General features: G+C 67.7%; 21 protein-coding genes and 1 riboswitch. Of the genes, 12 read left to right on the forward strand and 9 right to left on the reverse strand.

Translation table 11 applies throughout. The annotated features are described in order from the left end of the window. Positions 1–14: 14 nt before the first annotated feature. Positions 15–323 (reverse strand): hypothetical protein, encoded by a 309-nt coding sequence (locus G4H71_RS22410; protein ID WP_218017188.1) that lies wholly within the window; start codon positions 321–323, stop codon positions 15–17. A 596-nt stretch (positions 324–919) separates the two neighbouring features. Between G4H71_RS22410 and G4H71_RS19085 the strand changes: the two genes are divergently transcribed. From G4H71_RS19085 to G4H71_RS19105, 5 genes are all read left to right on the forward strand, one after another. After that, positions 920–1,819, forward strand: coding sequence for a hypothetical protein (locus G4H71_RS19085; RefSeq protein WP_072739685.1), 900 nt, complete (start codon positions 920–922; stop codon positions 1,817–1,819). Positions 1,820–1,909: 90 nt separating this feature from the next. Continuing rightward, positions 1,910–2,251 carry a 50S ribosomal protein L19 gene (rplS, locus tag G4H71_RS19090; RefSeq protein WP_072739620.1) on the forward strand — a complete coding sequence of 114 codons (342 nt, stop codon included), beginning with the start codon at positions 1,910–1,912 and terminating at the stop codon, positions 2,249–2,251. A gap of 54 nt (positions 2,252–2,305) precedes the next feature. Further along, positions 2,306–3,130 carry a signal peptidase I gene (lepB, locus tag G4H71_RS19095; protein ID WP_083343263.1) on the forward strand — a complete coding sequence of 275 codons (825 nt, stop codon included), beginning with the start codon at positions 2,306–2,308 and terminating at the stop codon, positions 3,128–3,130. 27 nt (positions 3,131–3,157) lie between these two features. Further along, positions 3,158–3,832 carry a ribonuclease HII gene (locus G4H71_RS19100; protein ID WP_072739684.1) on the forward strand — a complete coding sequence of 225 codons (675 nt, stop codon included), beginning with the start codon at positions 3,158–3,160 and terminating at the stop codon, positions 3,830–3,832. 52 nt (positions 3,833–3,884) lie between these two features. Continuing rightward, positions 3,885–4,202 carry a DUF2469 domain-containing protein gene (locus tag G4H71_RS19105; RefSeq protein ID WP_005240496.1) on the forward strand — a complete coding sequence of 106 codons (318 nt, stop codon included), beginning with the start codon at positions 3,885–3,887 and terminating at the stop codon, positions 4,200–4,202. A gap of 39 nt (positions 4,203–4,241) precedes the next feature. On the opposite strand, the gene G4H71_RS19110 is transcribed toward G4H71_RS19105, so the two are convergent. Beyond that, positions 4,242–4,856, reverse strand: a complete 615-nt coding sequence (locus G4H71_RS19110; protein WP_246441975.1) for a TetR/AcrR family transcriptional regulator — start codon at positions 4,854–4,856, stop codon at positions 4,242–4,244. 92 nt (positions 4,857–4,948) lie between these two features. On the opposite strand from G4H71_RS19110, the gene G4H71_RS19115 reads away from it, so the two are divergent. Further along, complete coding sequence (locus tag G4H71_RS19115; protein WP_217631335.1) at positions 4,949–6,754, forward strand: ABC transporter ATP-binding protein; 1,806 nt, start codon at positions 4,949–4,951, stop codon at positions 6,752–6,754. Between the two features lie 25 nt (positions 6,755–6,779). Here the strand turns inward: G4H71_RS19115 and G4H71_RS19120 are convergent, their stop codons facing one another. Next, complete coding sequence (locus G4H71_RS19120) at positions 6,780–8,198, reverse strand: LCP family protein (RefSeq protein ID WP_072739617.1); 1,419 nt, start codon at positions 8,196–8,198, stop codon at positions 6,780–6,782. Positions 8,199–8,414: 216 nt separating this feature from the next. After that, positions 8,415–8,582: riboswitch (M-box (ykoK) riboswitch) on the forward strand. A 302-nt stretch (positions 8,583–8,884) separates the two neighbouring features. On the opposite strand from G4H71_RS19120, the gene mgtA reads away from it, so the two are divergent. From mgtA to dprA, 5 genes are all read left to right on the forward strand, one after another. Beyond that, positions 8,885–11,602 (forward strand): magnesium-translocating P-type ATPase, encoded by a 2,718-nt coding sequence (gene mgtA, locus G4H71_RS19125; RefSeq protein WP_072739681.1) that lies wholly within the window; start codon positions 8,885–8,887, stop codon positions 11,600–11,602. A gap of 9 nt (positions 11,603–11,611) precedes the next feature. Further along, complete coding sequence (locus tag G4H71_RS19130) at positions 11,612–12,340, forward strand: MgtC/SapB family protein (RefSeq protein WP_072739615.1); 729 nt, start codon at positions 11,612–11,614, stop codon at positions 12,338–12,340. 168 nt (positions 12,341–12,508) lie between these two features. Beyond that, positions 12,509–12,865 (forward strand): YraN family protein, encoded by a 357-nt coding sequence (locus G4H71_RS19135; RefSeq protein ID WP_072739613.1) that lies wholly within the window; start codon positions 12,509–12,511, stop codon positions 12,863–12,865. Next, complete coding sequence (locus G4H71_RS19140) at positions 12,865–14,376, forward strand: YifB family Mg chelatase-like AAA ATPase (protein WP_072739611.1); 1,512 nt, start codon at positions 12,865–12,867, stop codon at positions 14,374–14,376. Before G4H71_RS19135 ends, G4H71_RS19140 begins: the two co-directional genes overlap by 1 nt. A gap of 48 nt (positions 14,377–14,424) precedes the next feature. Further along, positions 14,425–15,582 (forward strand): DNA-processing protein DprA, encoded by a 1,158-nt coding sequence (dprA, locus tag G4H71_RS19145; RefSeq protein WP_072739609.1) that lies wholly within the window; start codon positions 14,425–14,427, stop codon positions 15,580–15,582. 47 nt (positions 15,583–15,629) lie between these two features. Here the strand turns inward: dprA and G4H71_RS19150 are convergent, their stop codons facing one another. The 6 genes from G4H71_RS19150 to G4H71_RS19175 form a co-directional block, all read right to left on the reverse strand. Then, positions 15,630–15,923 (reverse strand): hypothetical protein, encoded by a 294-nt coding sequence (locus G4H71_RS19150; protein WP_139183333.1) that lies wholly within the window; start codon positions 15,921–15,923, stop codon positions 15,630–15,632. Positions 15,924–16,151: 228 nt separating this feature from the next. Beyond that, positions 16,152–16,574, reverse strand: a complete 423-nt coding sequence (locus G4H71_RS19155; protein ID WP_072739606.1) for an SMI1/KNR4 family protein — start codon at positions 16,572–16,574, stop codon at positions 16,152–16,154. A 99-nt stretch (positions 16,575–16,673) separates the two neighbouring features. Continuing rightward, positions 16,674–17,099 (reverse strand): SMI1/KNR4 family protein, encoded by a 426-nt coding sequence (locus G4H71_RS19160; RefSeq protein WP_072739604.1) that lies wholly within the window; start codon positions 17,097–17,099, stop codon positions 16,674–16,676. Next, the gene (locus G4H71_RS19165) at positions 17,099–19,726 is read right to left on the reverse strand and encodes an HNH endonuclease (protein ID WP_072739602.1); all 2,628 of its coding nucleotides are present in this window, start codon (positions 19,724–19,726) and stop codon (positions 17,099–17,101) included. Before G4H71_RS19165 ends, G4H71_RS19160 begins: the two co-directional genes overlap by 1 nt. Continuing rightward, positions 19,726–20,052, reverse strand: a complete 327-nt coding sequence (locus G4H71_RS19170) for a hypothetical protein (protein ID WP_072739600.1) — start codon at positions 20,050–20,052, stop codon at positions 19,726–19,728. Before G4H71_RS19170 ends, G4H71_RS19165 begins: the two co-directional genes overlap by 1 nt. A gap of 349 nt (positions 20,053–20,401) precedes the next feature. Then, entirely contained in the window at positions 20,402–21,268 is an 867-nt protein-coding gene (locus G4H71_RS19175) for a DUF4349 domain-containing protein (RefSeq protein ID WP_072739599.1), read from the reverse strand. Positions 21,269–21,402: 134 nt separating this feature from the next. Between G4H71_RS19175 and G4H71_RS19180 the strand changes: the two genes are divergently transcribed. Then, complete coding sequence (locus G4H71_RS19180) at positions 21,403–23,424, forward strand: patatin-like phospholipase family protein (protein ID WP_169847184.1); 2,022 nt, start codon at positions 21,403–21,405, stop codon at positions 23,422–23,424. Positions 23,425–23,447: the final 23 nt, after the last annotated feature.

Genomic DNA, 23,447 nt, shown 5'->3' on the forward strand with positions numbered 1-23,447 from the left:
GAAGAGCCAGTCGATCAGGCTGCTCCCGGTACTGCTCCCCCCGGGAGGTCCTTCCGGTCCTTCGGGTCCTTCGGGTCCTTCGGGTCCTTCGGGTCCTTCGGGTCCTTCCGGTCCGGCGGGTCCCTCGGGCCCCTGTGGTCCTTCGGGTCCGGCGGGGCCTTGAGGTCCGTCTGCACCTTCGGGTCCTTCGGGTCCTTCGGGTCCTTCGGGTCCGGCGGGTCCTTGAGGTCCGTCAGGTCCGGAGGGCCCCTGTGGTCCTTCGGGTCCGGCGGGTCCCTGTGGTCCTTCGGGTCCGGCAGGCCCCTGCGGTCCGTCAGCACCACCTGGTCCTTGAGGTCCTTCGGGTCCGGCCGGCCCTGCGGGGCCTTCGGGACCGGGAGGTCCGGGAATCGGATCGAAGATCGTCCAGGTCACCAGGGTGGACACCAGCGGTGCGCAGGTAGGTGGTGAGCCGATCCTGATCTGCTCCAGGTACCCGGTGAGGATTACCTGGCAGGCATAGAAGTTCGTGTCCGCACTGGCAGTCGGTGCGGCACCGAACAATCCGAGCGCCAGGACGCTGCCGCCGATCGCGGCGCGCCCCAAATTTCTCACACGTCCCATACTCGTCGTACCTTCCTCGAAACCGGCCCCGCCTGGGCACGGCACACGGATGACGGCCCGCCGGTAGGCGGCCCGTCGAACGGAAATGGTGAAGGGAGGAGCGGAAACAGTTTCCGGGCAGATCATGTGCTCCAGGTCACGACGCATCGCGGTGATCGCCGATTGTGTTACCGCTTCGTGACCGCAGGGTGGAGGTGCAGGTGCACGCGGTGCCGGCTCGCTCGGCGGTGCTGCATCCGGGTTTCGGCGAACCCGAGCCCGCGGCGCGTGTGCACTCACTAGGCTGGATTGACCTCGAGTCGTGAGGGAGGTCGACGTGGCGGAATGGTTGGAGCACGAGATCGTCGCTCGCGGCCGCCTGCCGTTGCTGTTCTTCCTTCTGGGATTCATCTCGGCATTCGTGTTCATCCGGATCAGTGTCCGACTGATCCGGGCGCAGGTGCGGTGGTGGCCCGGGAACGTCACTCCCGGCGGCCACCACATCCACCACGTCGTCTTCGGTGTGGTCGCGATGGTGGTCTCCGGCGGGGCGATCATCGCCGTATACGAGGACGGCACCCAGGTGACCGGGGCGGTTCTGGCGACCTTCTTCGGTATCGGTGCGGCGCTCGTGCTCGATGAATTCGCCCTGATCTTCTACCTCAAGGACGTCTACTGGGCGGACCAGGGTCGGGCTTCGGTGGATGCGGTCTTCGTGGCGGTTGCCGTCACGGGGCTCGTACTGCTGGGCCTGCGCCCCCTCGAGTTCCTCGACGTCACCGAATTCCAGCAGACGTCCAATCCGTGGGCGCGCGTCGGTCTGGCGGCCGTCGCACTCGCGAACCTGGCTGTCGCCGGCGTGGTTCTCGCGAAGGGCAAGATCTGGACCGGGCTGGTGGGTCTGTTCGTCTTCCCGCTCCTGTTGATCGGCGCGGTGCGCATCAGCAGACCCGGCGCGCCGTGGGCGCGGTGGCGCTACACCGCCAAGCCCAAGAAGATGGCCAGGGCCGTCGAGCGTGAGAAGAGGTGGCGTCGGCCGGTGATCCAGGCGAAGATCTACGTCCAGGATCTGATCGCCGGCACTCCCGACCCGGAGCACGCGCGCAAGGTTGCCCGTGAACAGGTCGAGCAGATCGTCCACCCGGCGCCTCCGCCCCCGGATTCGGTTCCGATTTCGTCTGCGGCTGCCGGATCTGGCACAATGGACGGGTTGCCTGGACCAGGCACGCATACCTGACCTGGGTACGAACCAGTTCGAGCCCTCCGGATCCTGCCGGGGCGCCGCTCGGTTCCTCTACTCACGCGAACGCAAGGATGGAAACAACCGATGCAGACCCTCGACTTCCTGGACGCCAAGTCCCTCCGCGACGACGTCCCGGACTTCCGCGCCGGTGACACGCTGAACGTGCACGTGAAGGTCATCGAAGGCTCGAAGGAGCGCGTGCAGGTCTTCAAGGGCGTCGTGATCCGCCGTCAGGGCGGCGGCGTCCGCGAGACCTTCACCGTCCGGAAGGTCTCGTTCGGCGTCGGCGTCGAGCGCACCTTCCCGGTGCACAGCCCCAACCTCGCGCAGATCGAGGTCGTCACCCGCGGTGACGTGCGTCGCGCGAAGCTGTACTACCTCCGCGATCTGCGTGGCAAGGCCGCGAAGATCAAGGAAAAGCGCTGATCTGACTTACCAGCCCGGCGCCGCGTACTCGCGGCGCCGGGCTAGTCTGTTTTCGTGACGGATTCTTCGAAGGAGCAGCCGGTGTCGGGGTCGTCGAATTCCGGATCCTCGCAGGGTTCACCGAATGGTGACGACAATCCGGCCGCGGAGTTCGCCACGGTCGACTCCGGCAAGAAGCAGCGGTCCTTCCTCCGTGAGTTGCCCATCCTCATTCTCGTGGCACTCGTGTTGAGCTTCCTGTTGCAGACGTTCGTCGCCCGCGTCTACCTCATTCCCTCCGAGTCGATGGAGCCGACGCTGCACGGCTGTCCCGGGTGCACCGGGGATCGCATCGTCGTCGAGAAGATCGGTTATCGCTTCCACGACCCCCGGCCGGGAGATGTGCTGGTCTTCCGGGGGCCGGAATCCTGGTCGTCCGATTTCACGTCGACTCGCTCGGACAATGTCGTGCTCCGCGGACTGCAGGAGGCGGGATCCATGGTCGGTCTCGTCGCACCGGACGAGAACGATCTGGTCAAGCGCGTGATCGCCACCGGCGGGCAGACCGTCGAATGCTGCGACGACGAGGGACGCATCCTGGTCGACGGAAAGCCGATCGACGAGCCCTACGTGGTGATGGACTTCCCGTTCGAACCGGGTATCCGGACGTGCGAGACGGACACGCGGTCGCCGCGGTGCTTCGGTCCGGTCACCGTGCCCGAGGGCAACCTGTGGATGATGGGCGACAACCGCAGCAACTCCGCGGACTCCCGCTACCACGCGGGCGACGAGTTGCAGGGAACCGTCCCGATCGAGAACGTCGTGGGCAAGGCGCAGTTCATCGTGCTCCCGCCGGGCCGGATGGGGACGATCGGTTCACCCGACATACAGGGTGAGTGAACAGCGGCGGTGAGCGAGAAGCGGCGCATGGGTTCCTGGCCCCCACGAACGGTGATCCGCAGGTCGGCCGGCCTACGGACGATGGAGTCCGCGCTGGCGCGCTGTGGTCTCGGTCCGGTGGCCGGCGTGGACGAGGCAGGACGGGGAGCATGCGCGGGTCCTCTGGTGGTGGCGGCGTGCGTCCTTCCGTCCAGGCCGCACTCGTCTCTCGCCCGGCTCGACGACTCCAAGAAACTCACCGAGCGAGCCCGCGAGGAACTGTTCCCGATCATCCGCCGGTCCGCCTTGGCGTGGAGCGTCGTGCAGATTCCGGCATGGGAGGTCGACGCGATCGGAGTGCACGTGGCGAACATCGAAGGCATGCGCCGGGCGGTGGCAGGGCTGGACGTGGCACCCGGGTACGTTCTCACCGATGGTTTCCGGGTACCGGGGCTGGCGGCGCCTTCGCTGCCGGTGATCGGGGGAGACGGCGCCTCGGCCTGCATCGCTGCCGCGAGCATTCTCGCGAAGGTCACGCGTGACCGGGTGATGGTGGAGATGGGCCGCCGGATCCCCGGTTACGATTTCGCGATCCACAAGGGATACAGCACGGCCCGGCACATGGCAGCGCTCGCGCGCCTGGGGCCGAGCGAGGAGCATCGGATGTCGTATTCGAACGTGGCAGGTGTCGGTGTCGATGCCGTCCGCGAGGGTGCGCGATGATGGGCGTTCGGAGTACGGACGTTCACACTGGAGCAGGAGGACCGCGGAACCGATGAGTGCCGAAGATCTCGAGAAGTACGAAACCGAGATGGAGCTGTCGCTCTATCGCGAGTACCGGGACATCGTCGGGCAGTTCTCCTATGTCGTCGAAACCGAGCGGCGCTTCTACCTCGCGAACTCGGTGGAACTGCTCCCGCACAACGCCGACGGTGAGATCTACTTCGAACTACGGATGTCGGATGCCTGGGTGTGGGACATGTACCGGCCGGCCCGGTTCGTGAAGTACGTGCGGGTGATCACGTTCAAGGACGTCAACATCGAGGAACTCGACAAGCCGGACCTGCGACTGCCGGACAACGGGCTGTCCTGACCCGAGGTCGGGAGGCCGAGCTCGTGCCGGGACGAGTTCCTACCGGTGTGGTGGGGTGTCCCGCGTCCCGAAGGTCCCGATGGCACCTCGCAGGCTCTCCACCGTCAGGCGCAGTACTTCCATCCGGGTTCCCTGTCCCCGGGCGACGTAGTCGACGGCGGTGTACAGGAAGGTCCAGACCAGATTCTGGACCCAGTCCACGGTGAGGTCCGGCCGAATCGACCCGTCGCGGTGGCCGCGTTCGATCGCGGCGTTCACGTCGTCCTCGTCGCCGATGCACGTATCCGCGACCTCGAGCACGCCCGGGGTGGAGAACATGACCGCGAGCAGGTCGGCCAGTTCGTAGTATTCGCGGCACAACCGTGCCACCGCGTCCAGTCCGGTGCCCTCGTCGAGTCGCGCCCGCTCGGCCGCCTCGCGGCGTGAGCGTGCGGCCAGACGCCCGATCTCGTCGACGAGCTCCTGTCGTTCTGCGAAGTACCGGTGCAACGTCGTGCGCCCCACTCGTGCCGCAGCCGCGATGTCGCCGAGCGATGCAGTCGGTTTGGTCGCGAGGACGTTGACCGCCGCGGCGAGGATCGCGGACCGAGTGCGTTCGCGGGCCGCGGTTTCTTCGGTCGGGCGGGGCTGCCCGGAGGAGATCTCGAGGGACACAGGCACAGTGTAGAACCCTCCCGTAAGGGAACGCACTGCAACTGTATAGGAAATGAATTGACCGGAATGGAACATTGGTGTTCCATTGAAGCATGTCGATCGACACTCTCCGCCCGGATCCCTCCTCCGCTCCCGACTCGACCGCCACCGACACACCGACACCCGACACGTCCGGAAACATGCGCATCCTCCTCGAGTTCGCGAGGCCGCACCTGCCGGTTCTGGTTCTCGGGCTCGTCTTCGCTCTCGGCGGGTCCGCTGCCCAACTGGTCACCCCTCTGGTGACCAAGTGGGTGCTGGACTCACTGGGGACGGATGCCTCACTCACCGGGCCAGTCGTGGCGCTGGTCGCGCTGCTGATCGTGGGCTCGGTACTCGGGTGCGCGCAGTGGATCATCCTCGGCACCGCTGCCGAGGAGGTCGTCTACGACGCCCGGACGTCGTTGGTGCGCAGGCTGTTGCGCGCCACCGTACCGGCCGTGCAGAAGCGCCCGGCCGGCGAACTCGTCACCCGTGTCACGTCCGACACACTGCTGTTGCGAGAGGCGGCGTCGTCCGCCGTCGTGGGCATCGTCAACGCGGCCGTTCTCGCGGTGGGCACCGTCATCCTCATGGGCGTGCTCGATCTTCCACTGCTGGGTGTCACCCTCGTGGCGTTCGTGATCGTCGGTGCGCTGTTCGGTGTGCTCATGCCCCGAATCGCCAAGGCGGAGGCGAGAACCCAGGAGTCCCTCGGGCGTCTGGGTGGGCTCCTCGAAGGAAGCCTGCGGGCCGTGCGGACCGTCAAGGTCGCCCGAGCCGAAGCGAGGGTCGGTGGCCGCGTCGAGAACGAGGCATCGGAGGCACGGACCCACGCCGTGACGGCGGTACGGGTCCAGGCCGTGGCATGGACGGTGGCGTGGGCCGGAGTGCAGGGCGCGATCATCGCGATTCTGGCGTTCGGGGCGTTCCGTGTGGATCAGGGCCTGTTGCAGGTGTCCACCCTGATCGCGTTCCTGCTCTACGCATTCACCCTGATGGGGCCGGTACAGGAACTGGCGCAGAACGTCACCGCGCTGCAATCGGGATTCGCTGCCGCGTCGCGTATCCGGCAGCTACAGAGCCTGCCGGTGGAAGAGGACGTCGTCGAGACCGCACCACTGCCCGCCGAGACCGGCGGACCCGGGTTGATCACGCTGCGCGCCGTCACGGTCGTCCACGACGGAACGACCACGCCCGCACTCGATTGCGTGGATCTCACGATTCCGCGGCGCGGCCACGTCGCGGTGGTCGGGCCTTCCGGGGCCGGGAAGACGACGCTGTTCTCGACGATCCTGCGCTTCCTCGAACCGCGCGACGGCGAGTTGTCGCTGAACGGCGTGGGGTATCGCCACATCGGATTGGACGATCTGCGCGGCAGGATGTCCTACGTCGAGCAGGAGACACCCGTCGTGCCTGGGACGATCCGGGAGAACGTGGTGTTCGGTGCGCCCGATGCCACCGACGACGAGATCCGCGACGTACTACGGTTGCTGGACCTCGACGGAGCTGTCGATCGCCTGCCGCAGGGGATCGACACACCGCTGACCGAGAATTCTCTGTCCGGCGGGCAACGTCAGCGCATCGCGATGGCACGGGCGATGCTGACGCGGAGCGAACTCCTCCTCCTGGACGAGGCGACCGCACAGGTGGACACACTCACCGAGGCGGCGATCGTCGCCGCCGTCTCCGAGCGTGCGCGTACCGGTGTCGTGGTGACGATCGCCCACCGGTTGTCGACGGTCCGGCACGCCGACGTGATCGTGGTGATGGAGGACGGCAGGGTCCGTGCCTCGGGATCGCACGACGAGCTCCTCGTGACCGACGAGTTGTACCGGAACATGGTGCGTGCAGGCGAGTTCGCCTCGGCTGCCGACTGAGCGACCGAGAAGGATCTCCCGGTGCTCAGTCCACGCAGAGGACGTCGGCGGGTGCGTCCGTGGCCGGACCGGGCGTGTCCGGTACCGCCGGGATCGTCGACGGGAGTGGGCCGGCCACCGACTGTTCCACGGTCGCGGCGATGTCGGTACCGAGCATCAGCACCATCCGACCGGAATCGACGCCCGACACCCGGCGTGCGGCGACGCCCAATCGTGCCGCGAGCTCCTCGGCGGCCGGTCGATCGGCGTCGGCGCCGTAGTCGACCGAGGTGATCGTGGCCGGTAGGCCGTTGCCCGGCTCGGCGGTTCGATGCCCCGCACGGCGGAGTGACGCCGCGACCGAGGCGGCCAGCCCGTCCACTCCGGTGCCGTTGCGGACCTCGATCTCGGGGCCGTCCCCGGTCGCTGTCGGCGACCGGTGGCCGCGGTCCGGAGAGGTGTCCAGGAGGGTGGCGACGACGTCGCGCATCTCGGCGGGATCGACCAGGTTGACGGACTGGCCGTCGATCTCGTCGAAGCCGGAGATCGGCAGGGTGTGGAACTCGATTCCGCCCGCGGCGGCGCCTTCGAGTCGGCGCGCCAACGCGATCGGGTCCATCGCAGAATCGACGACGACGTCGTCCTTCAGGGACTCGGTGAGATCGCGCAGCGTGGTGAGCTGTTCGAACGCGCCTTTGGACTGGAATACCCGCGCCACGGCCCACAGGAACGCCTGTTGACGCCGCGTGCGATCGAGGTCACCGTGGGGTAGTCCGTGACGCTGCCGAACGAATGCCAGTGACTGGGACGCGTCGAGCAGCTGTCGCCCCGCCGGGAAGCGGGCACCCGAGTACTCCTCGTCGTCCACCGGGGCATTGAGGCAGACCTCGAGCGGGCCGATCGCGGAGGCGACGTTGTAGAAGCCGAGCAGGTTGACCTCGGCGAAGTGGTCGATGTGGACATCCAGCAGATTCTGCACTGTCTCGACGGTGGAGCGCCGCCCCGCGTCGCGGGCACGGGACTCCCGCTCGGCGAGCGGGAGTGTTCCGCTCCCGGTGAGCCGGGCGTCCTCGTCGGCCTTGGCCAAGCCGTAGGCCTCCTTGATCTTCCGATGCCCGTATCCGGGGACCTCGACGTAGTCGTCCCGGGGAATCGATACGGCGACGGGCCTGCCGTCGTGCTCCGGGACATGCAACAGGATGAGGGTGTTCGTGTTGTAGCCCCCCACGTCGCTGTCGCCGGCATGGAGGGCATCGGTGACGAACTCGGCAGGTAAGTCACTGCCGTCCATGGCTTTCCGGCTGTCGAGCCCGATGAGAAGAATGTTCAGCGCGGCACCGTCGGCGGCACGGCCGCCATCGAGACCGGCGAGCGCGTCGGAGGTGGAGAAGGTCCCGGTGAGCTGCTCGCCGACGAACCACCCCGTCCCGGTGACGGCAAGCGCGGCGACGGACCCGACCGCCACCAGTGTTCGGCTCCAGTGGCGACGACGCGGTGGCGGCCTGCGGCGATGTATGCCGTGTCTGATCGGCTCGGTTCGATGGTGGGCGGGCACGATCCGAGGGTAGCGCAGCCGTGCAAGTGCCAGTGCCGCAGGAAAATACGGCATATCGACCGAATCGGGTCGATGTCGTCGCGGGGGCTTCTTGACATGTGTCCAACCTGCTGGCAGGCTGGCCGGGCAGCATCTCGTTAGGCGAGGCTCCTGCACGAATACAGGCCACTGACCTCACGACGTCGAGAGACGCCCAAGGTCAGGACAGATCTTCCCGGATTAAGGGGTGATCCCAAGTGGCTTCCCGCGAGGGACACGTCGTGCAGTGTCGAAGCTTTTACGTGGAGATGCACCCCGGCAGTGTTCGTCTTCGACGAGTCCTGCGCACATCGCGGCACCGGCCGCACAATGATCACGCGACGCGGTCACCGAGCGGTGCCCGCGGTACGAGCAGGAGGTGAGAGCCGTGGACGAACCCCCCCAGTAGGTATCGCCCGACCTACCTCACCCTCCTCACCTGGCGCGCTCGCCGCTGATCAGCCCCGCGCCTGTGTATCGGCTCGCGGACCGCATCCGCGCTCGACCACGTGGCCACCGTGCCTCCGGTCGTGTTCACCCCTGCCCGGATGTGCTCCGGGCTCCCGAAAGGATTGGCCATGTCCACATCCACGGTGCGATTCCGTGCGCCGGAACGCCGGAAGAACAAGCACACGAGTCGAAAACTACTCGACGACAGTCAGATCCGTGATCTCCGTGCCTACTCGACGGTTCGTCGGGCCGGCGTGTACAGCCGTCTGGGGACGAGTGAGACCGGACTGCGACCGAATCAGGTGGAGGAGAGGTGGGATCGACACGGGCCGAACGAGGTTCGTCACGACAAGCCGGCGCCCGCGCTCCTGCAGTTGCTCCGGATGTTCCGGAATCCGTTCGTCCTCATTCTCCTCGGTCTCCTTGCCGTCATGGCGATCACGGACATCGTGTGGGCCGATCCCGCGGACGGTCCCTCGTACGAGGGCGTGATCACCATCGGCGTGATGGTGACTGTCAGTGTCGCGCTGCGCTTCTGGCAGGAGTATCGGTCGGGACGCGCCGCGGAGACCCTGAAGTCGATGGTGTCGACCACGGCCACCGTCACACGCACGGTGGGCACGAGCACCGTCACGACCGAACTGCCGATCGATCGGATCGTTCCCGGCGACGTGGTCCAGCTCGCTGCGGGCGACATGATTCCTGCCGACGTGCGAGTGGTTCGGGCCAAGGACCTGCAAGTGGACCAGTCGATGCTCAGCGGCGAGTCGGCGCCCGCGGAGAAGACCGCGACGGTGCGGGAGGCGCAGTCGGACCTGGACGACCGGAACATCCTCGATGTGGACAACCTCGCATTCCTGGGCACGTCCGTGGTGTCCGGTTCGGGAACAGCGGTCGTCGTCGCGACCGGGGCGAACACCTACTTCGGCGCGATGACCGCGGGCCTGGCGACGGAGCGTCCGGAGACCGGCTTCGACATCGGTGTCAGGAAGGTGACCTTCCTGCTCATCAGGTTCATGGCGATCCTGGTACCGGCGATCTTCGTCATCAACGGTCTCACGAAGGACTGGGGCGAGGCCTTCCTCTTCGGGGTGGTCGTCGCCGTCGGTCTCACGCCGGAGATGCTGCCACTCATCGTCACCGCCAACCTCGCCAAAGGCGCGGTGCACATGGCGAAGCGGAAGGTGATCGTCAAGAACCTCAACGCCATTCAGAACTTCGGCGCGATGGATGTCCTGTGCACCGACAAGACGGGCACGCTCACCGAGGACCGAATGGCTCTGCATGCTCAGCTGGACGTCCGCGGCGCCGACGATCTGTCGGTCCTGGAGCTCGCCGCGGTGAACTCCGCGTTCCAGACCGGCCTGCGCAACCCCCTCGACACCGCGATTCTCGATGCGCTGGGCGACAGGGAAGCCGAGGTCGTCGCGGACCGCTATGCGGTGCGCGACGAGATGCCGTTCGATTTCCGGCGGCGCAGGATGTCCGTGGTCGTGGGCGAGCAGGGGGTCCACGACGGTACGGACCTGGTGGTCACCAAGGGCGCGGTCGACGAGGTCATCGGGTGTTGCACCGAGGTCCTCCTCGAGGGTCGCCGGACGGAACTCGACGTCGGCACCGTCGCCGGGATCGAACGCCTGGTCGCGGCGGAGAACGGGCGGGGACGGCGCGTACTCGCCGTCGCCACACGGCGGTTCGCCGCGAGCCCCGGCGACGTTCGGGAGTGCACCGTCGCGGACGAGACCGGGATGACGCTGGTCGGCTTCCTCACCTTCCTCGACGCTCCGAAGGAGTCGGCCGCTCCGGCCGTCGCCGCGCTGCAGGCGGGGGGAACCGCGGTCAAGGTCGTCACCGGCGACAACGAACTGGTCGCGGTGACGGTGAGCGCGCAGGTCGGATTGGCCACCGAGACGGTGGTGTCCGGCACGCAACTGGACGGTCTCGACGACGACGCGCTCGATGCACTGGTCGACGCGACCGCGGTGTTCGCGCGGGTCGACCCGCTGCAGAAGGCCCGTATCGTGGAGTCGCTGCAGCGGAGGGGCCACACCGTGGGCTTCCTCGGTGACGGCGTCAACGACGCGCCCGCACTGCGGGCCGCGGACGTGGGGATCTCGGTCGACACGGCTGCAGACATCGCGCGCGAGTCCGCGGACATCATCCTGCTGGAGAAGGACCTCGGGGTGCTCGAGCACGGTGTCGTGGAGGGGCGGCGCACCTTCGGCAACATCATGAAGTACATCAAGATGACGACGAGCTCGCAGTTCGGCAACGTCTTCTCGATGCTCGTCGCGAGTGCCGTGCTGCCCTTCCTCCCGATGATCGCGATGGTGGCGCTGATCCAGAACCTGATCTACGACCTGTCGATGCTCGCGATTCCGTGGGATCGGGTGGACCGTGAGTTCACCGAGAAGCCGCGCACCTGGGAGACCGGGAGCCTGCGTCGGTTCATCCTCTTCATCGGCCCGATCAGTTCGATCTTCGACATGACGACGTTCGCGCTCATGTGGTTCGTCTTCTCGGCGAACTCGCCCGAGCACGCCGCCCTGTTCCAGTCCGGGTGGTTCATCGAATCCCTGATCTCGCAGACACTGATCGTGCACATGATCCGGACGCAGCGGATCCCGTTCGTGCAGTCCCGGGCATCGTGGCCGGTGCTTCTCACCACCGGTTCGGCCTGTCTCTTCGCGCTGGTGTTCCCGTTCACCGGGCTCGGGCAGTCGTTCGGCCTGGTGCCCCTGCCCTGGACGTACTTCCCGTGGTTGATCGTCACGCTCGTCGCCTACTGCGCGGTGACGCTGTGGGCGAAGCACCTGTTCATCCGCAGGTTCGGGACCTGGCTGTGAGGAGGAGTGATGGAGTTGACGGTGGTGCTGGCGCGCGCCGGCCTGGCCCTGCTTCTCGGTGCGCTCGTCGGCGGGGAGCGCCAGTGGCGCTCGCGCACAGCGGGATTGCGGACCAATGCGCTGGTGAGCCTCGGATCGGCGATGTTCGTGGTGATGGGGGCGTACAGCTTCGACGGGGCGGACGCCGATCCCACCCGGGTGGCCGCCCAGATCGTCTCGGGGATCGGGTTTCTCGGAGCCGGCGTGATCATGAAGCAGGGCGCCTCGGTGTCGGGGCTGAACACCGCGGCGACGCTGTGGGCTGCTGCGGCGGTGGGGGCACTGTCCGGGAGCGGCATGTACCTTCCCGCGGTGGTGGGCGCGGTGGGAATCATGGTCACCAACACGGTGCTCCGTCCGGTCGGGCGGATGATGGATCGGCATCCCACCCGGACCGGCAGGGAAGAGCCCTCTGCGGACTACCGTTTCGAGGTCACCTGCCGTGAGGATGCCGAACCGCACGTCCGGGCGCTCACCGTCTCGTCGGTGTGCCGCCCGGAGTTCCGGCTCCGGTCGATGCAGTCGTTCGATCAGGAGGGCACCGGCCAGGTGTGTGTGGTGGCCGAGTTGACCGCACTCGAGCGGGACGACCGGCTCCTCGAGAGCGCGGTCAGTCGGCTCAGTGCGGAGCCGCTCGTCACGGCGGTGCGGTGGGTCGTGGAGGCGCAGCCGAGTAACTCGGTGTTCGACGATCGGTGACGTGACCCACCACTCGTCCGGGGGGTGTCGACCCAGTGATGTCGAGTTGTCCACAGGTCTCGCCCATCCACAGGCCGCTTCTCGCGGGGCGCGGGCGGTACCTCGGGAGCGAGGGCGGGGGCAGCATGGGGCCAGCACGATCGGGTGCGGGCGACTGAGGGGGCGGACGTGGGGGACAACGTGGCGTTGGGAGCCGAGGGGGAGCGGATTGCGGCCGAGTACCTGACGGCACAGGGGCTGTCGATTCTCGAGCGGAACTGGCGGAGCAGGCACGGCGAGATCGACCTGATCGCCACCGACCGAGGCGCGTTGGTGTTCGTCGAGGTCAAGACGCGTACCGGCGTCGGCTTCGGGCTCCCGGCGGAGGCGGTGACCGCGGTCAAACAGCGCCGGATCCGGCTGCTGGCGGTGGAGTGGATGCGCGCCTCGGGCCGGGGCTGGCCGCGCTTGCGTTTCGACGTCGTGTCGGTGCTGCTCGAGCGCGGCCGCGATCCTCGGGTCGATCACCTGGAAGACGCCTTCTGATGGCACTCGGGCGTGCCTACTCGGTGGCGGTCACGGGTGTCGACGGCCAGTTGGTGGAGATCGAGGCGGACGTGGGCCGCGGACTGCCCGCTGTCCACCTGGTGGGTCTCCCCGATACGGCGCTGCAGGAGGCACGGGACCGGATCCGGGCCGCGGCGGTCAATTCGGGAGAGGGATGGCCCGATCAGAAGGTGATCCTGGCCCTCTCGCCCGCGACGCTGCCGAAGGTCGGGTCCGTCTACGACCTCGCCCTGGTCGCGGCGGTCGCCGACGCGGCGGGAAAGGTGCGTCGTGAGCGGGTCCACGAGACGGTGCTCCTCGGCGAACTCGCCCTCGACGGGCGGCTGAGATCGGTGCGGGGTGTGCTCCCTGCTGTGCTCGCAGCCAAGCGGGCAGGCTACGCCACGGTGGTGGTTCCGGTGCAGGCGCTTCCCGAGGCGGGACTCGTCCGCGATCTCGAGGTGCTCGGCGCGCGTGACCTCCGCGCCGCTCTCGCGTGGATGCGCGGCGAGGGGGAACTCGAGGTTCCGGCTCCCCTCGAGCATCTCGACGTCGACCCGCGTGTCGACCTCAGCGAGGTGGTCGGCCAGACGGATGCCCGATGGGCGATGGAGGTCGCGGCCGCCGGCGGCCACCATCTGATGCTCACCGGCCCACCGGGAATCGGGAAGACGATGCTCGCCCACCGGCTTCCCGGAGTGCTGCCCCGGCTGACCGAGGCGGAATCGCTCGAGGTCACCGCGATCCACTCGGTCGCCGGGACCTTGCCCGCCGACCGTCCACTGGTGGACGTCCCGCCGTTCATCGCCCCGCACCACACGGCATCGGTGAGCGCGCTCGTCGGCGGTGGCAGCGGAACGGCGAAACCTGGTGCGGTGAGTCGCGCGCACCGCGGCGTGCTGTTCCTCGACGAGTGTGCGGAGATCGGCGCCAAGACGCTCGAGGCTCTGCGGACGCCGCTCGAGGACGGCGAGGTACGGATCGCCCGTCGCGACGGTGTGGCGCGGTATCCCGCGCGATTCCAGCTCGTCCTGGCCGCGAATCCGTGCCCGTGCGCTCCCGCGCGCGAGGTGGACTGCGTGTGTCCACCCGCCGCTCGGCGTCGATACCTGGGCAAACTGTCCGGGCCGCTCCTCGACCGGGTGGACCTGCGTGTGCGGATGCAGGCGGTGTCCACGGGTGCGCTGATCAACGAGGTCGGGGAGAGCACTGACGTCGTCCGCGATCGGGTTGCCCGGGCGCGCAGTGCGGCGGTGGAGCGGTGGCGCGAACACGGCTGGCGCACGAACGCGGAGGTGCCGGGACCGGCGCTACGCCAGCGGTTCCGGTTGCCCGCGCAGGCGTTGGCGCCGATCGAGCGGGCGTTGCGTCGAGGGGTGGTCACCGCTCGCGGGGCGGACCGTGCGCTGCGGGTCGCGTGGTCTGTCGGAGACCTGGCAGGGCTCGACCGGCCAGGCCCGGAACAGGTCGTCACCGCACTGGGATTCCGGGACAAGGGGTTTCACCAGTGAGTATCAGCAGCCCGCGTGTCGGCGGGTGTCGTACGAGGGGGAGTGTCGATGGCAGGAGAGACGGAAGAGGCACAGGCGGTGCCGGTGAATCATGATCCCCGACGGTTGGCGTGGGCCTATCTGGCGCGGGTCGTCCAGGGGCCGTCACCGCAGTTGGCGCGTCTGGTCGCCGACAACGGCCCGGAGGAGGTGGCTCGGGCGGTACGCGCAGGGGCCCTCCCGGACGAGCTGGTCGCCAGGACCGCCGCTCGTGCGCAGGTGGACACTGCGGCGAGCGACCTCGACGTCGTGGCTGCTCTCGGCGGTCGACTGGTGACTCCGGAGGATGACGAGTGGCCGCAGTGGCGGTTCCTCGCCTTCGCCGGTGTGGAGCGTGAGGCAGGGGCGGGGGAGCCGTTCGCGTTGTGGGTCGTCGGCTCTCGCCCGCTGGCCGAGCTCACCGATCGTGCCGTCGGGATCGTCGGTACCCGGGCGGCGAGCAGCTACGGCGAGCACGTGACCGGTGAGATCGCCGGCGACCTGGCCGTCGACGGCTGGACGGTGGTGTCGGGCGCGGCGTTCGGAATCGACGGCGCCGCGCACCGTGCGGCTCTCGGTGTCGGTGGGACGACGATCGCGGTACTCGCGTGCGGGATAGATCGCGCGTATCCGGCCGGGCATGCGCGGTTGCTCCGCCAGATCGCCAGGGAGGGAGCCGTGGTCAGCGAGTACCCACCCGGAACGTCGCCGGCCCGCTACCGGTTTCTCGCTCGGAACCGTCTGGTGGCGGCGATGTCGGACGGCGTGGTCGTTGTCGAGGCGGGATGGCGCAGCGGTGCGCGCAACACCGCGGCGTGGGCGCGCAAGCTGGGGCGCCCGGTGATGGCGGTGCCGGGACCGGTCACGGCGGCTTCGTCGACCGGGTGCAACAGGATGATCCGGGAAGGTGAAGCGGCGCTGGTGACCTGTGCCGGGGATGTCGTCGAGGTCGCCGGTCCCATCGAGCTCCGTGACGAGCTGCCGATGGTGGCGTCACGGGATACGGACGTGCTCACCGGCGACGTCCTCCTCGTGTACGAGGCCTTGCCCGCGTCGGGCACCCGCGGGACCGGGGAGTTGTCGGTGGAGTCGGGCGTACCGATCGAGCGGGTACGTGCCAGCTTGCCGTTGCTCGAACTGGAGGGTTTCGTCGGACTGGGCGACACCGGGTGGTTCCGCCGCACGTAGTCGGTGACCGAGCGCGGACGACATATCGAGCATGTCCATAGAAGGGTTCAGTAGGTGTCGAGGAAGGTGTTCCAGTCGTCGGTGAGGTGGGTCATGATGTCTTCGGAGTATTCGTCTTCGTCGAGTCCCAGTTCGAGTGTGATGTCGTAGTCGGCCCAGTAGATGGCGCCGGTGTCGGGTCCGACGAGTCTGATGCAGACTGCGCCTCCCGCTCCGCCGCTGATGGCTAGGTACTCCGGCGGAACCCACTCGTTGAACCTGGTTCGGTATCGGCCGGCGAGTTCTTGTGGTCGGGTGAAGGTGAGTAGGACGCCGTTGCCGTCGGGGGTGGGCATGGGCATGTCGTCGACTTTTGCTCCTCCGGTGTGGAGGAGTCAGGTGCGGTAGGGCTCGGGCAGAGGGTGTCCGATTTTGTTTTCGACTGCGGCGATGTCGGGTTCGGTGGCGGGTTTTCCTGGGGTGTATTTCATGTGTCCGGTCTTCCTGTGGACGCGGATCGGCTTGGACTCGACTGTGGTGGCTCATCGTTCTTGGGGTGGAGACGGACTCCGTTGTCCCAATGGGGTGTGTCAGTAGGTGTCGAGGAAGGTGTTCCAGTTGTCGGTGAGTCGGGTCATGATGTCTTCGGAGTATTCGTCTTCGTCGAGTCCCAGTTCGAGTGTGATGTCGTAGTCGGCCCAGTAGATGGCGCCGGTGTCGGGTCCGACGAGTCTGATGCAGACTGCGCCTCCGGCACCGCCGCCGACGGCTAGGTACTCCGGGGGTATCCAGGCGTTGGCGCCGTGCCTGTAGAAGTACGCGAGGTCGTAGGGCCGGTCGAACTCGAGGAGAGCTCCGTGGCCGTCAGGGGTGGGCATAGCCATGTCGTCGACCTGGGCTCCGCCATGCTGGAGGAGCCAGGTGCGGTAGGGCTCGGGGAGGCGATGTCCGATTTTGTTTTCGACTGCGGCGATGTCGGGTTCGGTGGCGGGTTTTCCCGGGGTGTATTTCATGTGTCCGGTCTTCCTGTGGACGCGGATCGGCTTGGACTCGACTGTGGTGGCTCATCGTTCTTGGGGTGGAGACGGACTCCGCTGTCCCAACGGGGTGTGTCAGTAGGTGTCGAGGAAGGTGTTCCAGTCGTCGGTGAGGTGGGTCATGATGTCTTCGGAGTATTCGTCTTCGTCGAGTCCCAGTTCGAGTGTGATGTCGTAGTCGGCCCAGTAGATGGCGCCGGTGTCGGGTCCGACGAGTCTGATGCAGACTGCGCCTCCCGCTCCGCCGCTGATGGCTAGGTACTCCGGGGGTATCCAGGTGTTGAATCCGCGTCGGTATAAGTGCGCGAGGTCGTAGGGCCGGTCGAAGGTGAGTAGGACGCCGTTGCCGTCGGGGGTGGGCATAGCCATGTCATCGACTTGGACTCCGCCGTGGTGGAGGAGCCAGGTGCGGTACGGCTCGGGCAGGGGATGTCCGATTTTGTCCTCGGCGGCAATGACGTCGGATTCGGGTACGGGGCCGTCGATCTCGACGAAGTCCATCACGTGGTTCCCTTCATAAGGACGTTGATCATCCTGGACCATCCGCCATGATGACTCACTTCTATGTGGAGGTCTCGGGGTATGAGGTGGAGGGTATGGGCGTCTTCGACGTGATGCCATACCCAGCCTCGTGGTGTTCGGGGGATTCCGGCCTGTGCGTTGGCGCGGGCGAAGTCGCCAGGGCGGGTGGGTCCGATCTGGTCGAGCCGGACCGTGGCAACAGCGTACGGGGAGAAGTCCGGAAAGCCCTGGGGGGTGATGTAGACGCCGTTGGGGTATTTGGCGGCGAGTGGGGGGTCCTTCTCGGCGAGGGGGTAGTAGTCGCCGGCGTACCTCGAGTTCGGTAGTGCGCGTGGGGATCCGACGAGTTCACGCCCCGCCTGGAGTGCGGCTTCGGCTTGTTCCGCGGTAAGGCTGATACGGGCGGCCTGGGCGGCGAACGCGGTGGCGTCGGTGGTGCCGGCGCCGAGCACGAGTGCCCGCTCGGCCGCGGCACGGGCCACGGCCTCGGCCGCTGCCGCCTCCGCTGCCGCGGTCGTGGGGGCGGCAGCCCGGGCGGCCTGCTGCTGCGCGATCCGTGCGGCGCGGTCGGCGATGAGAGTGCTGCGGGCAGAGGCACCACCTGTGCCGCCGCCTGCGAGTGCCGCCGCCCCGTCCAGGGCGAGCATCTGTCGCCAGTAGGCGGGTCCGTACTCGACGAGTTCGTCGATCCGCAGGACCACACGCCCGGTCTCGGTGAGCGCGCCCGCCGGGTCGCGTCGGTACGAGACCAGTGCTTGCCCGACAGTCAGTCCCGCGTCTCCGATCTGAGCGGCGGCATCTCGATAGCCGTCGATCCCGCCGTGCCCCTGCAGGTTCGACATCAATCGCGCCGAGCCTGCGACCGCGGCCCCGGCCTGGTCGAACCAGTCCGCGGTTGCCTTTTCGGCGGCGGATTGACTGGAGACCACCTCACCGGCCTCGTTGAAGCGGACGAAGTTCCCGTCGATACGGGCCGTGCGGGTGCCATCCGGATCGAAACGCTCGCTGGGAGCGTCCGGGTAGTGCATGTCGAACCCACCGTCGGGCAGGTAGTCCTTACGAACCCACGCCCCGTCCGGGTAGGTGGTTTCCTCGAAAGAACGGGTCTGATCGGGGTTGAACCCGCGCAGCGTTTCGCTGCCGTCGTCGCCGTAGGTGATCGTCGCCTTCGATCCGTCGGGGTAGACCGTCTCCGGTGTCGAATCCGGGTAGTAGGTGGTCCGTGACCCGTCATCACCGCCGACGGTGGCCGTCCAGGCGCCGTCCGGGTACTCGGTGTAGGCCTGATCGAAACCACCCCCGGAGTCATAGGTCGTCGTCGTGGGTGCTCCGGTGTTCAGGTCGTAGCCGGTAGTGGTGTGTGAGCCGTCCGGATGCTCGACATACGGCATCCCCTCCGGGGTGGTGACGAGGACGTCCCCGCCCTCGAGGGGTTTGCGATTGATCCACGCGCCGTCGGCGTACTCCTCGGTGACGGACCCGTCCGCCTCGACAACCGTCTTGTCCGGGTCGGCGAGGATGGGGTATGCGGTGTTGTGGTCGGCGTGGACTTGTTGGATGAGTTTTCCGTTGCGGACGATGTAGTGGGTGGGGATGGGGTTGCCGTGGGTGTCGTAGGCCCAGGGGGCGGCCATGCGGTCGGTTTCGGTGCCGTGTGCGTCGAGGATGGAGGCGGTGCCGTCGGGGTTGATGCGGAGTGTTCCGCCGTGGGGGATGGGGGGTGTGGCGATTTCTGCTTCGTGGGGGGAGGTGGGGTCGTGGATGAGGAAGAAGGTGCGTAGGCCGCCGAGTTCTTCGGGGATGACGAGTCGGCTGGTGTCGCCGGGGGCGTAGGCCATGATCGGGCGTGCGAGTGTGCCGACGGTCTGGGACAGGAGCGATTCGGGGGTGCGGTGCTGTCGTGGGCGGGCGGCGAGTCCGAGTGCGGCGGCGGCGATGAGGAGTAGTTCGGGTTTCCGGTCGCGACCGGGTTCGCCGAGCGCATGGTCCTCGTTCGTGGTGGTGGACTCGCGCACCGGCGGGGGTACCGGGGTGACGACCCCGGGAGGTGGTGCGGCATCGGGTGCGGCCACCGGATCGTTGGTTACCGGTGTTGGGTCGGTGAGTGGGTGCTCGCCGGTAGGGGGTGCTGCCAGTGGTGGCGGTGCGATCGGGAGGGGAAGAACGGCCGGTATGTCGGCGGGTGTACTCGCGGGAGCCTGCACGCCGGGTGGTGTCGTGGGGACGAGGTCTTCGCCGGTGCCGACGTCGCCGGCGGTGCCGGCGTGTACTGCGATGCCGGTGCCGTTGTTCTCGCCGGTGGGGGCGGGTCCGAGGGTGGGGATCGGTGGCGGTGTGGTGGTGGGTTGTTCGCCTGGGTCGATGCACACGTAGGGGGCGGGGTTGGGTGGGGGTGGTCCGGGGTTTCCGGGGTTGGCGGCTCGCCAGGCTGTTTCGTAGGCGGTGTTCCATTGCGCGGTTTCGCGTTGGCAGCGCTGCGCGGGGGTTTCCGCTGCCGCTGCCGCGGTCGATGGGGCGGCGAGGGCGAGGGTGCCGGTGGTGGTGATGGTCAGTGCGGCGCCGGTCAGTGCGGTGGCGGCCCATCGGCGGAGGGTGTGGCCACGCATCAGTGGCTGCCGCGGATGAGGCGGGCGATGAGGGTGTCGGCGCCTTTCCAGAACACCCGGCCCGCGATGGAGATGACGAGGAAGAAGCCGAGGTATACCCAGACGGTGCCGTATTGGTCGGCCCAACCGGTGAGGCGGGACAGGTTCGCGAACACGATCGCCAACAGCGTCAGTCCGGCGGTCAGGTTCGCGACGGCCACCAGCGCAGGAAAGGCGCCCGGGACGGGCGAGTCAAGCTCCCACAGTTCGGCGGCAGTGTCGTCGATTCGGGAATCGCGAGGCAGTGTTGCCGCGGATGTCGTTGCCGCGGATGTCGTCGTGGTCATTCGGTTCTCCTCGCGCTGTCCGGCATTGTCGAACGCACAGCCACGTCCGGGTCGGCGCAAGATTGCCAGAAGGTAGCTGTGGCGGCGAAGTTAGCAGACTTGGGCCGCGGAACGGCGGGGAGAAGTGAGGTAACGCAGAGGCCGTCAGTGGCGAGTTGTCACGGTGTCATCAGCATGTCTCGAAGGGAATTCGGTCAACGCCCTGCATGCGAGTTCAGGGCCGATCGAACCGGAACCCGACGTTCACTCTGCATTCATGCAAGGTGGCGTCAACGTTGCTCAACCGTTCATCTTCGTGATCGGGCGCACTCTGCAGAAACCCGGGCCAGAAGTGACTGTCTGCTCCGCGTCAGCTCTCTGCGCGACGGTCCCGGCGCGCCACCCGGACGAGGCGAACAGCCCCGTACCCCACTGCGCCGGCAACGGCGAAGAACACCACCCACGGGATCACTGCCCCGGCGAACGTGACGAGCGCCGCTCCCGCGCCGAGCAAGGCGTCCCACCCGGATTTCAGCCCGGCGACGAAGCCCCGGTCGTCGCGCGGGGCGTCGTCCGGGGTGGAAATCGACACCGTGATCGACGCCATCGCCACCTGATCGCCGAGGTAACGCTGCCGGGCGAGAAGGCTGTCCAGCTCGCCCTGGCGTTCGGACAGTGCCGTCTCGGCGGTGATCAGGTCCTGCGTCGACGTGGCCTGACCGATCAACTCGCGAAGCCGGTCGACCGTGGCCTGGAGGGCGGCGATGCGCGCCTCGAGATCCTGCACCTGCAAGGTCACGTCCTCGCGGCTGATGCTCACGTCGACGACCTCCCCGGTAGCGGATATCTCGTCCAGCGCCGGATCGATGCGATCTGCCGGGATTCGGACGGTGAGCGAGGCGGACGGATCGGAATCGTCCGTGCCCGGTTGCTCGGACCGCTGGTCGACGCGGCCGTCGTAGCTTTCCACGACCGTGGTCACCGCGCGGGAGGTCTCGATCGGATCGTCGGCGGCGAGCGCGAGTCGGCCGGTGACGACCTCGGAGCGCTCCGTCGTCACCGATTCCGCCTGCGCGGGGGAGGGGGCGAAGCCCGGGGACTGCGCGCGGTCGGCGACCGCACCGCCCGGGGAGGGCGAATCCGAGCCGAACTCGGGCTCGTTGCTGCACCCGCCGAGCAGCACGAGGGACACGGCGACGAGCGCAACGGCTCGTCCTGCGACGCGAGGGGTCCTCATCTGCCGGATGGTACCGATTCCGCTCCGGCACGATGACGCACCGGTTCGGTCAGATCGAACCGATGTGCCATTGTGCCAGGTCGAGGGCGGTCAGGCGGCTACGCTGGACGTGTCGGCACAGCGAGGTGATCGCCATGGTGAATCCATCGACTTCGGCACCCGGGGTGGGGTATCCGCACGATCCGCCACTCGAATGCGACATCGTGATGAAGGGTGGGATCACCAGCGGCGTTCTGTACCCGCACGCGGTATGCGAACTGGCGCGGACCTACCGGCTGCGCTCGATCGGCGGGTCGTCCGCGGGCGCGATTGCCGCAGCTGCCGCAGCGGCCGCCGAGATCGGTAGGCGCAGCGGAGGGTTCGACGAGCTCGAGAAAATGGTCGATCATCTCGCGGACCCGTCCGGAGACGGTGGAACGGTGCTCGAGGGCTTGTTCCAGCCGGAAGCATCGACGGCGCCCCTCTTTCGGATTCTCCGGTCAGCGACGGCAGCCGGTCGCGGAAACCCCAGGTGGCGGATTCTCGGAACTATCCTGTGGGTGTACCGGGCGCGGGTAGCGGTGTGCGCGATCCTCGCGGTCGTGGCGACGGTGACGGGGCTACTCGCCAGCAGTGCCCATCTCGTGGCCGCGTCGATCGGTGGGGCAGTGGCGGCACTGATCGTGACCGCGGTTGTTCTCGTCTGGTCGCTGGTGCGCGCACTGAAGAAGGTGCCGGAGAACGGCTACGGTCTGTGCTCGGGAATGCCCGGCGGCCGAGGCGAGGCACACGCGCTCACCCCCTGGCTCGACGAACAGTTCCAGACACTCGCAGGCCTACACGATCCCTCGGCCCCGCCGGTGACTTTCGGAACGCTCGGGGCTGGTGGCGTCACCCTCCAGTTGATGACGACCAACCTCACTTGCCGACAACCGATCTCGATGCCGTGGTGCGAGTCGGGCTACTACTTCGATCCCGAGCGGTGGCGGCAACTGTTCCCCGAGCACGTGGTGCGGTGGATGGAGGAGCACCCGCCCAGGCCTGTCGGATCGCCCGAGGAACAGTGGAAGACGGAGGTGCGTCGTCGCCAGGCGCTACCGCTGCGGCCGCTGCCGGACCCGGGCGATCTCCCGGTGCTCGTCGCGGTGCGGATGAGTCTGAGCTTCCCGCTTCTCATCTCGGCGATTCCCCTCCACGCCGTGGACTACTCGGCCCCTTCGGCTGTGCGGTATTCGGCGCAGCTCGCCGCGTGGCGCCGAGAGCACCCGGGCGGCACCGTGGACGAGGCGGTCGCTCACCTCGAACCCCCGGAGTTCGAGGTGAACTGGTTCTCCGACGGAGGCATCTGCGTGAATCTGCCGCTGCACTTCTTCGACAGCGCGTTGCCCCGCCGTCCGACGTTCGCGATCAACCTCTCCCTCTTTCCTCTGGGACGATTCAGAAGGGAGGACGAGGCCCTCAACAGCTACCTGCCCGGTGTCGATGCGGCCGGGAGTGCCAATGCGGCCGGGAGGATGAGGCGATGGTCGCGATGGGGGACCTCCGGGTTCGGTGCGCTCGGCGGATTCGGTGGGGCGATACTCGCCGCGGCGAGATCGTGGGTGGACGAAGCTCAGTTGGTGATGCCCGGCTACCGGGACCGGGTCGTGACCATCTTCCACACGAAGGATGAGGGCGGAATGAATCTGGACATGGATCCGGCCCTGCTCACCGCGCTGGGGCAGCGCGGACAAATGGGCGCGGCCAAGCTGGTGTCCTCCTTCGCAGGTCCGCGACCGGGTGAGACGCCGGCGTGGGGGTGGGAAAACCATCGATGGATCCGCTTGCGGACGGCGACATGCGGCGTCGGCGAATGGTTCGACTCCTTCGCTGTGGCGTACGACGCCGAAATGCCCTGGCAGACGCCATACAGTGGCATGCTCGCCCCGGACGTTTCGCCGCCCTCGTATCCGATCCCGGCGTCGAGCCGGCCGCTCGCCGGGACACGCGTAGACGAACTTGCGGACCTCGCCCGGACCTGGGCGGCCCAGGGCACGCGGCTGTTCTGCACAGATGGCCCGCAGCCCGCACCGAAGCTCCGTCTGGTGCCCTACGACCGGGCTCCCGCTTTCGGTTCGGACCTGGCGCCGGACGCCGGTGACACCCCCGTCGTGGAACGCTCGGGTACGTTGTCTTAGGTAATGCTAATTTCGTCGAAAGG

Source organism: Rhodococcus triatomae, assembly GCF_014217785.1.
Taxonomy (GTDB): domain Bacteria; phylum Actinomycetota; class Actinomycetes; order Mycobacteriales; family Mycobacteriaceae; genus Rhodococcus_F; species Rhodococcus_F triatomae.

Bases quoted from the DNA above. Each gene is read 5' to 3' on its own strand.
- dprA (WP_072739609.1), top strand. From the start codon at position 14,425: ATGGCAGGAGAGACGGAAGAGGCACAGGCGGTGCCGGTGAATCATGAT.
- G4H71_RS19130 (WP_072739615.1), top strand. From the start codon at position 11,612: ATGGAGTTGACGGTGGTGCTGGCGCGCGCCGGCCTGGCCCTGCTTCTC.
- G4H71_RS19165 (WP_072739602.1), bottom strand. From the start codon at position 19,726: ATGCGTGGCCACACCCTCCGCCGATGGGCCGCCACCGCACTGACCGGC.
- G4H71_RS19105 (WP_005240496.1), top strand. From the start codon at position 3,885: ATGAGTGCCGAAGATCTCGAGAAGTACGAAACCGAGATGGAGCTGTCG.
- G4H71_RS19160 (WP_072739604.1), bottom strand. From the start codon at position 17,099: ATGGACTTCGTCGAGATCGACGGCCCCGTACCCGAATCCGACGTCATT.
- G4H71_RS19180 (WP_169847184.1), top strand. From the start codon at position 21,403: ATGGTGAATCCATCGACTTCGGCACCCGGGGTGGGGTATCCGCACGAT.
- G4H71_RS19170 (WP_072739600.1), bottom strand. From the start codon at position 20,052: ATGACCACGACGACATCCGCGGCAACGACATCCGCGGCAACACTGCCT.
- G4H71_RS19175 (WP_072739599.1), bottom strand. From the start codon at position 21,268: ATGAGGACCCCTCGCGTCGCAGGACGAGCCGTTGCGCTCGTCGCCGTG.
- rplS (WP_072739620.1), top strand. From the start codon at position 1,910: ATGCAGACCCTCGACTTCCTGGACGCCAAGTCCCTCCGCGACGACGTC.
- G4H71_RS19100 (WP_072739684.1), top strand. From the start codon at position 3,158: ATGGGTTCCTGGCCCCCACGAACGGTGATCCGCAGGTCGGCCGGCCTA.
- G4H71_RS19155 (WP_072739606.1), bottom strand. From the start codon at position 16,574: ATGAAATACACCCCGGGAAAACCCGCCACCGAACCCGACATCGCCGCA.
- G4H71_RS19115 (WP_217631335.1), top strand. From the start codon at position 4,949: ATGTCGATCGACACTCTCCGCCCGGATCCCTCCTCCGCTCCCGACTCG.
- G4H71_RS19140 (WP_072739611.1), top strand. From the start codon at position 12,865: ATGGCACTCGGGCGTGCCTACTCGGTGGCGGTCACGGGTGTCGACGGC.
- G4H71_RS19150 (WP_139183333.1), bottom strand. From the start codon at position 15,923: ATGCCCATGCCCACCCCCGACGGCAACGGCGTCCTACTCACCTTCACC.
- mgtA (WP_072739681.1), top strand. From the start codon at position 8,885: ATGTCCACATCCACGGTGCGATTCCGTGCGCCGGAACGCCGGAAGAAC.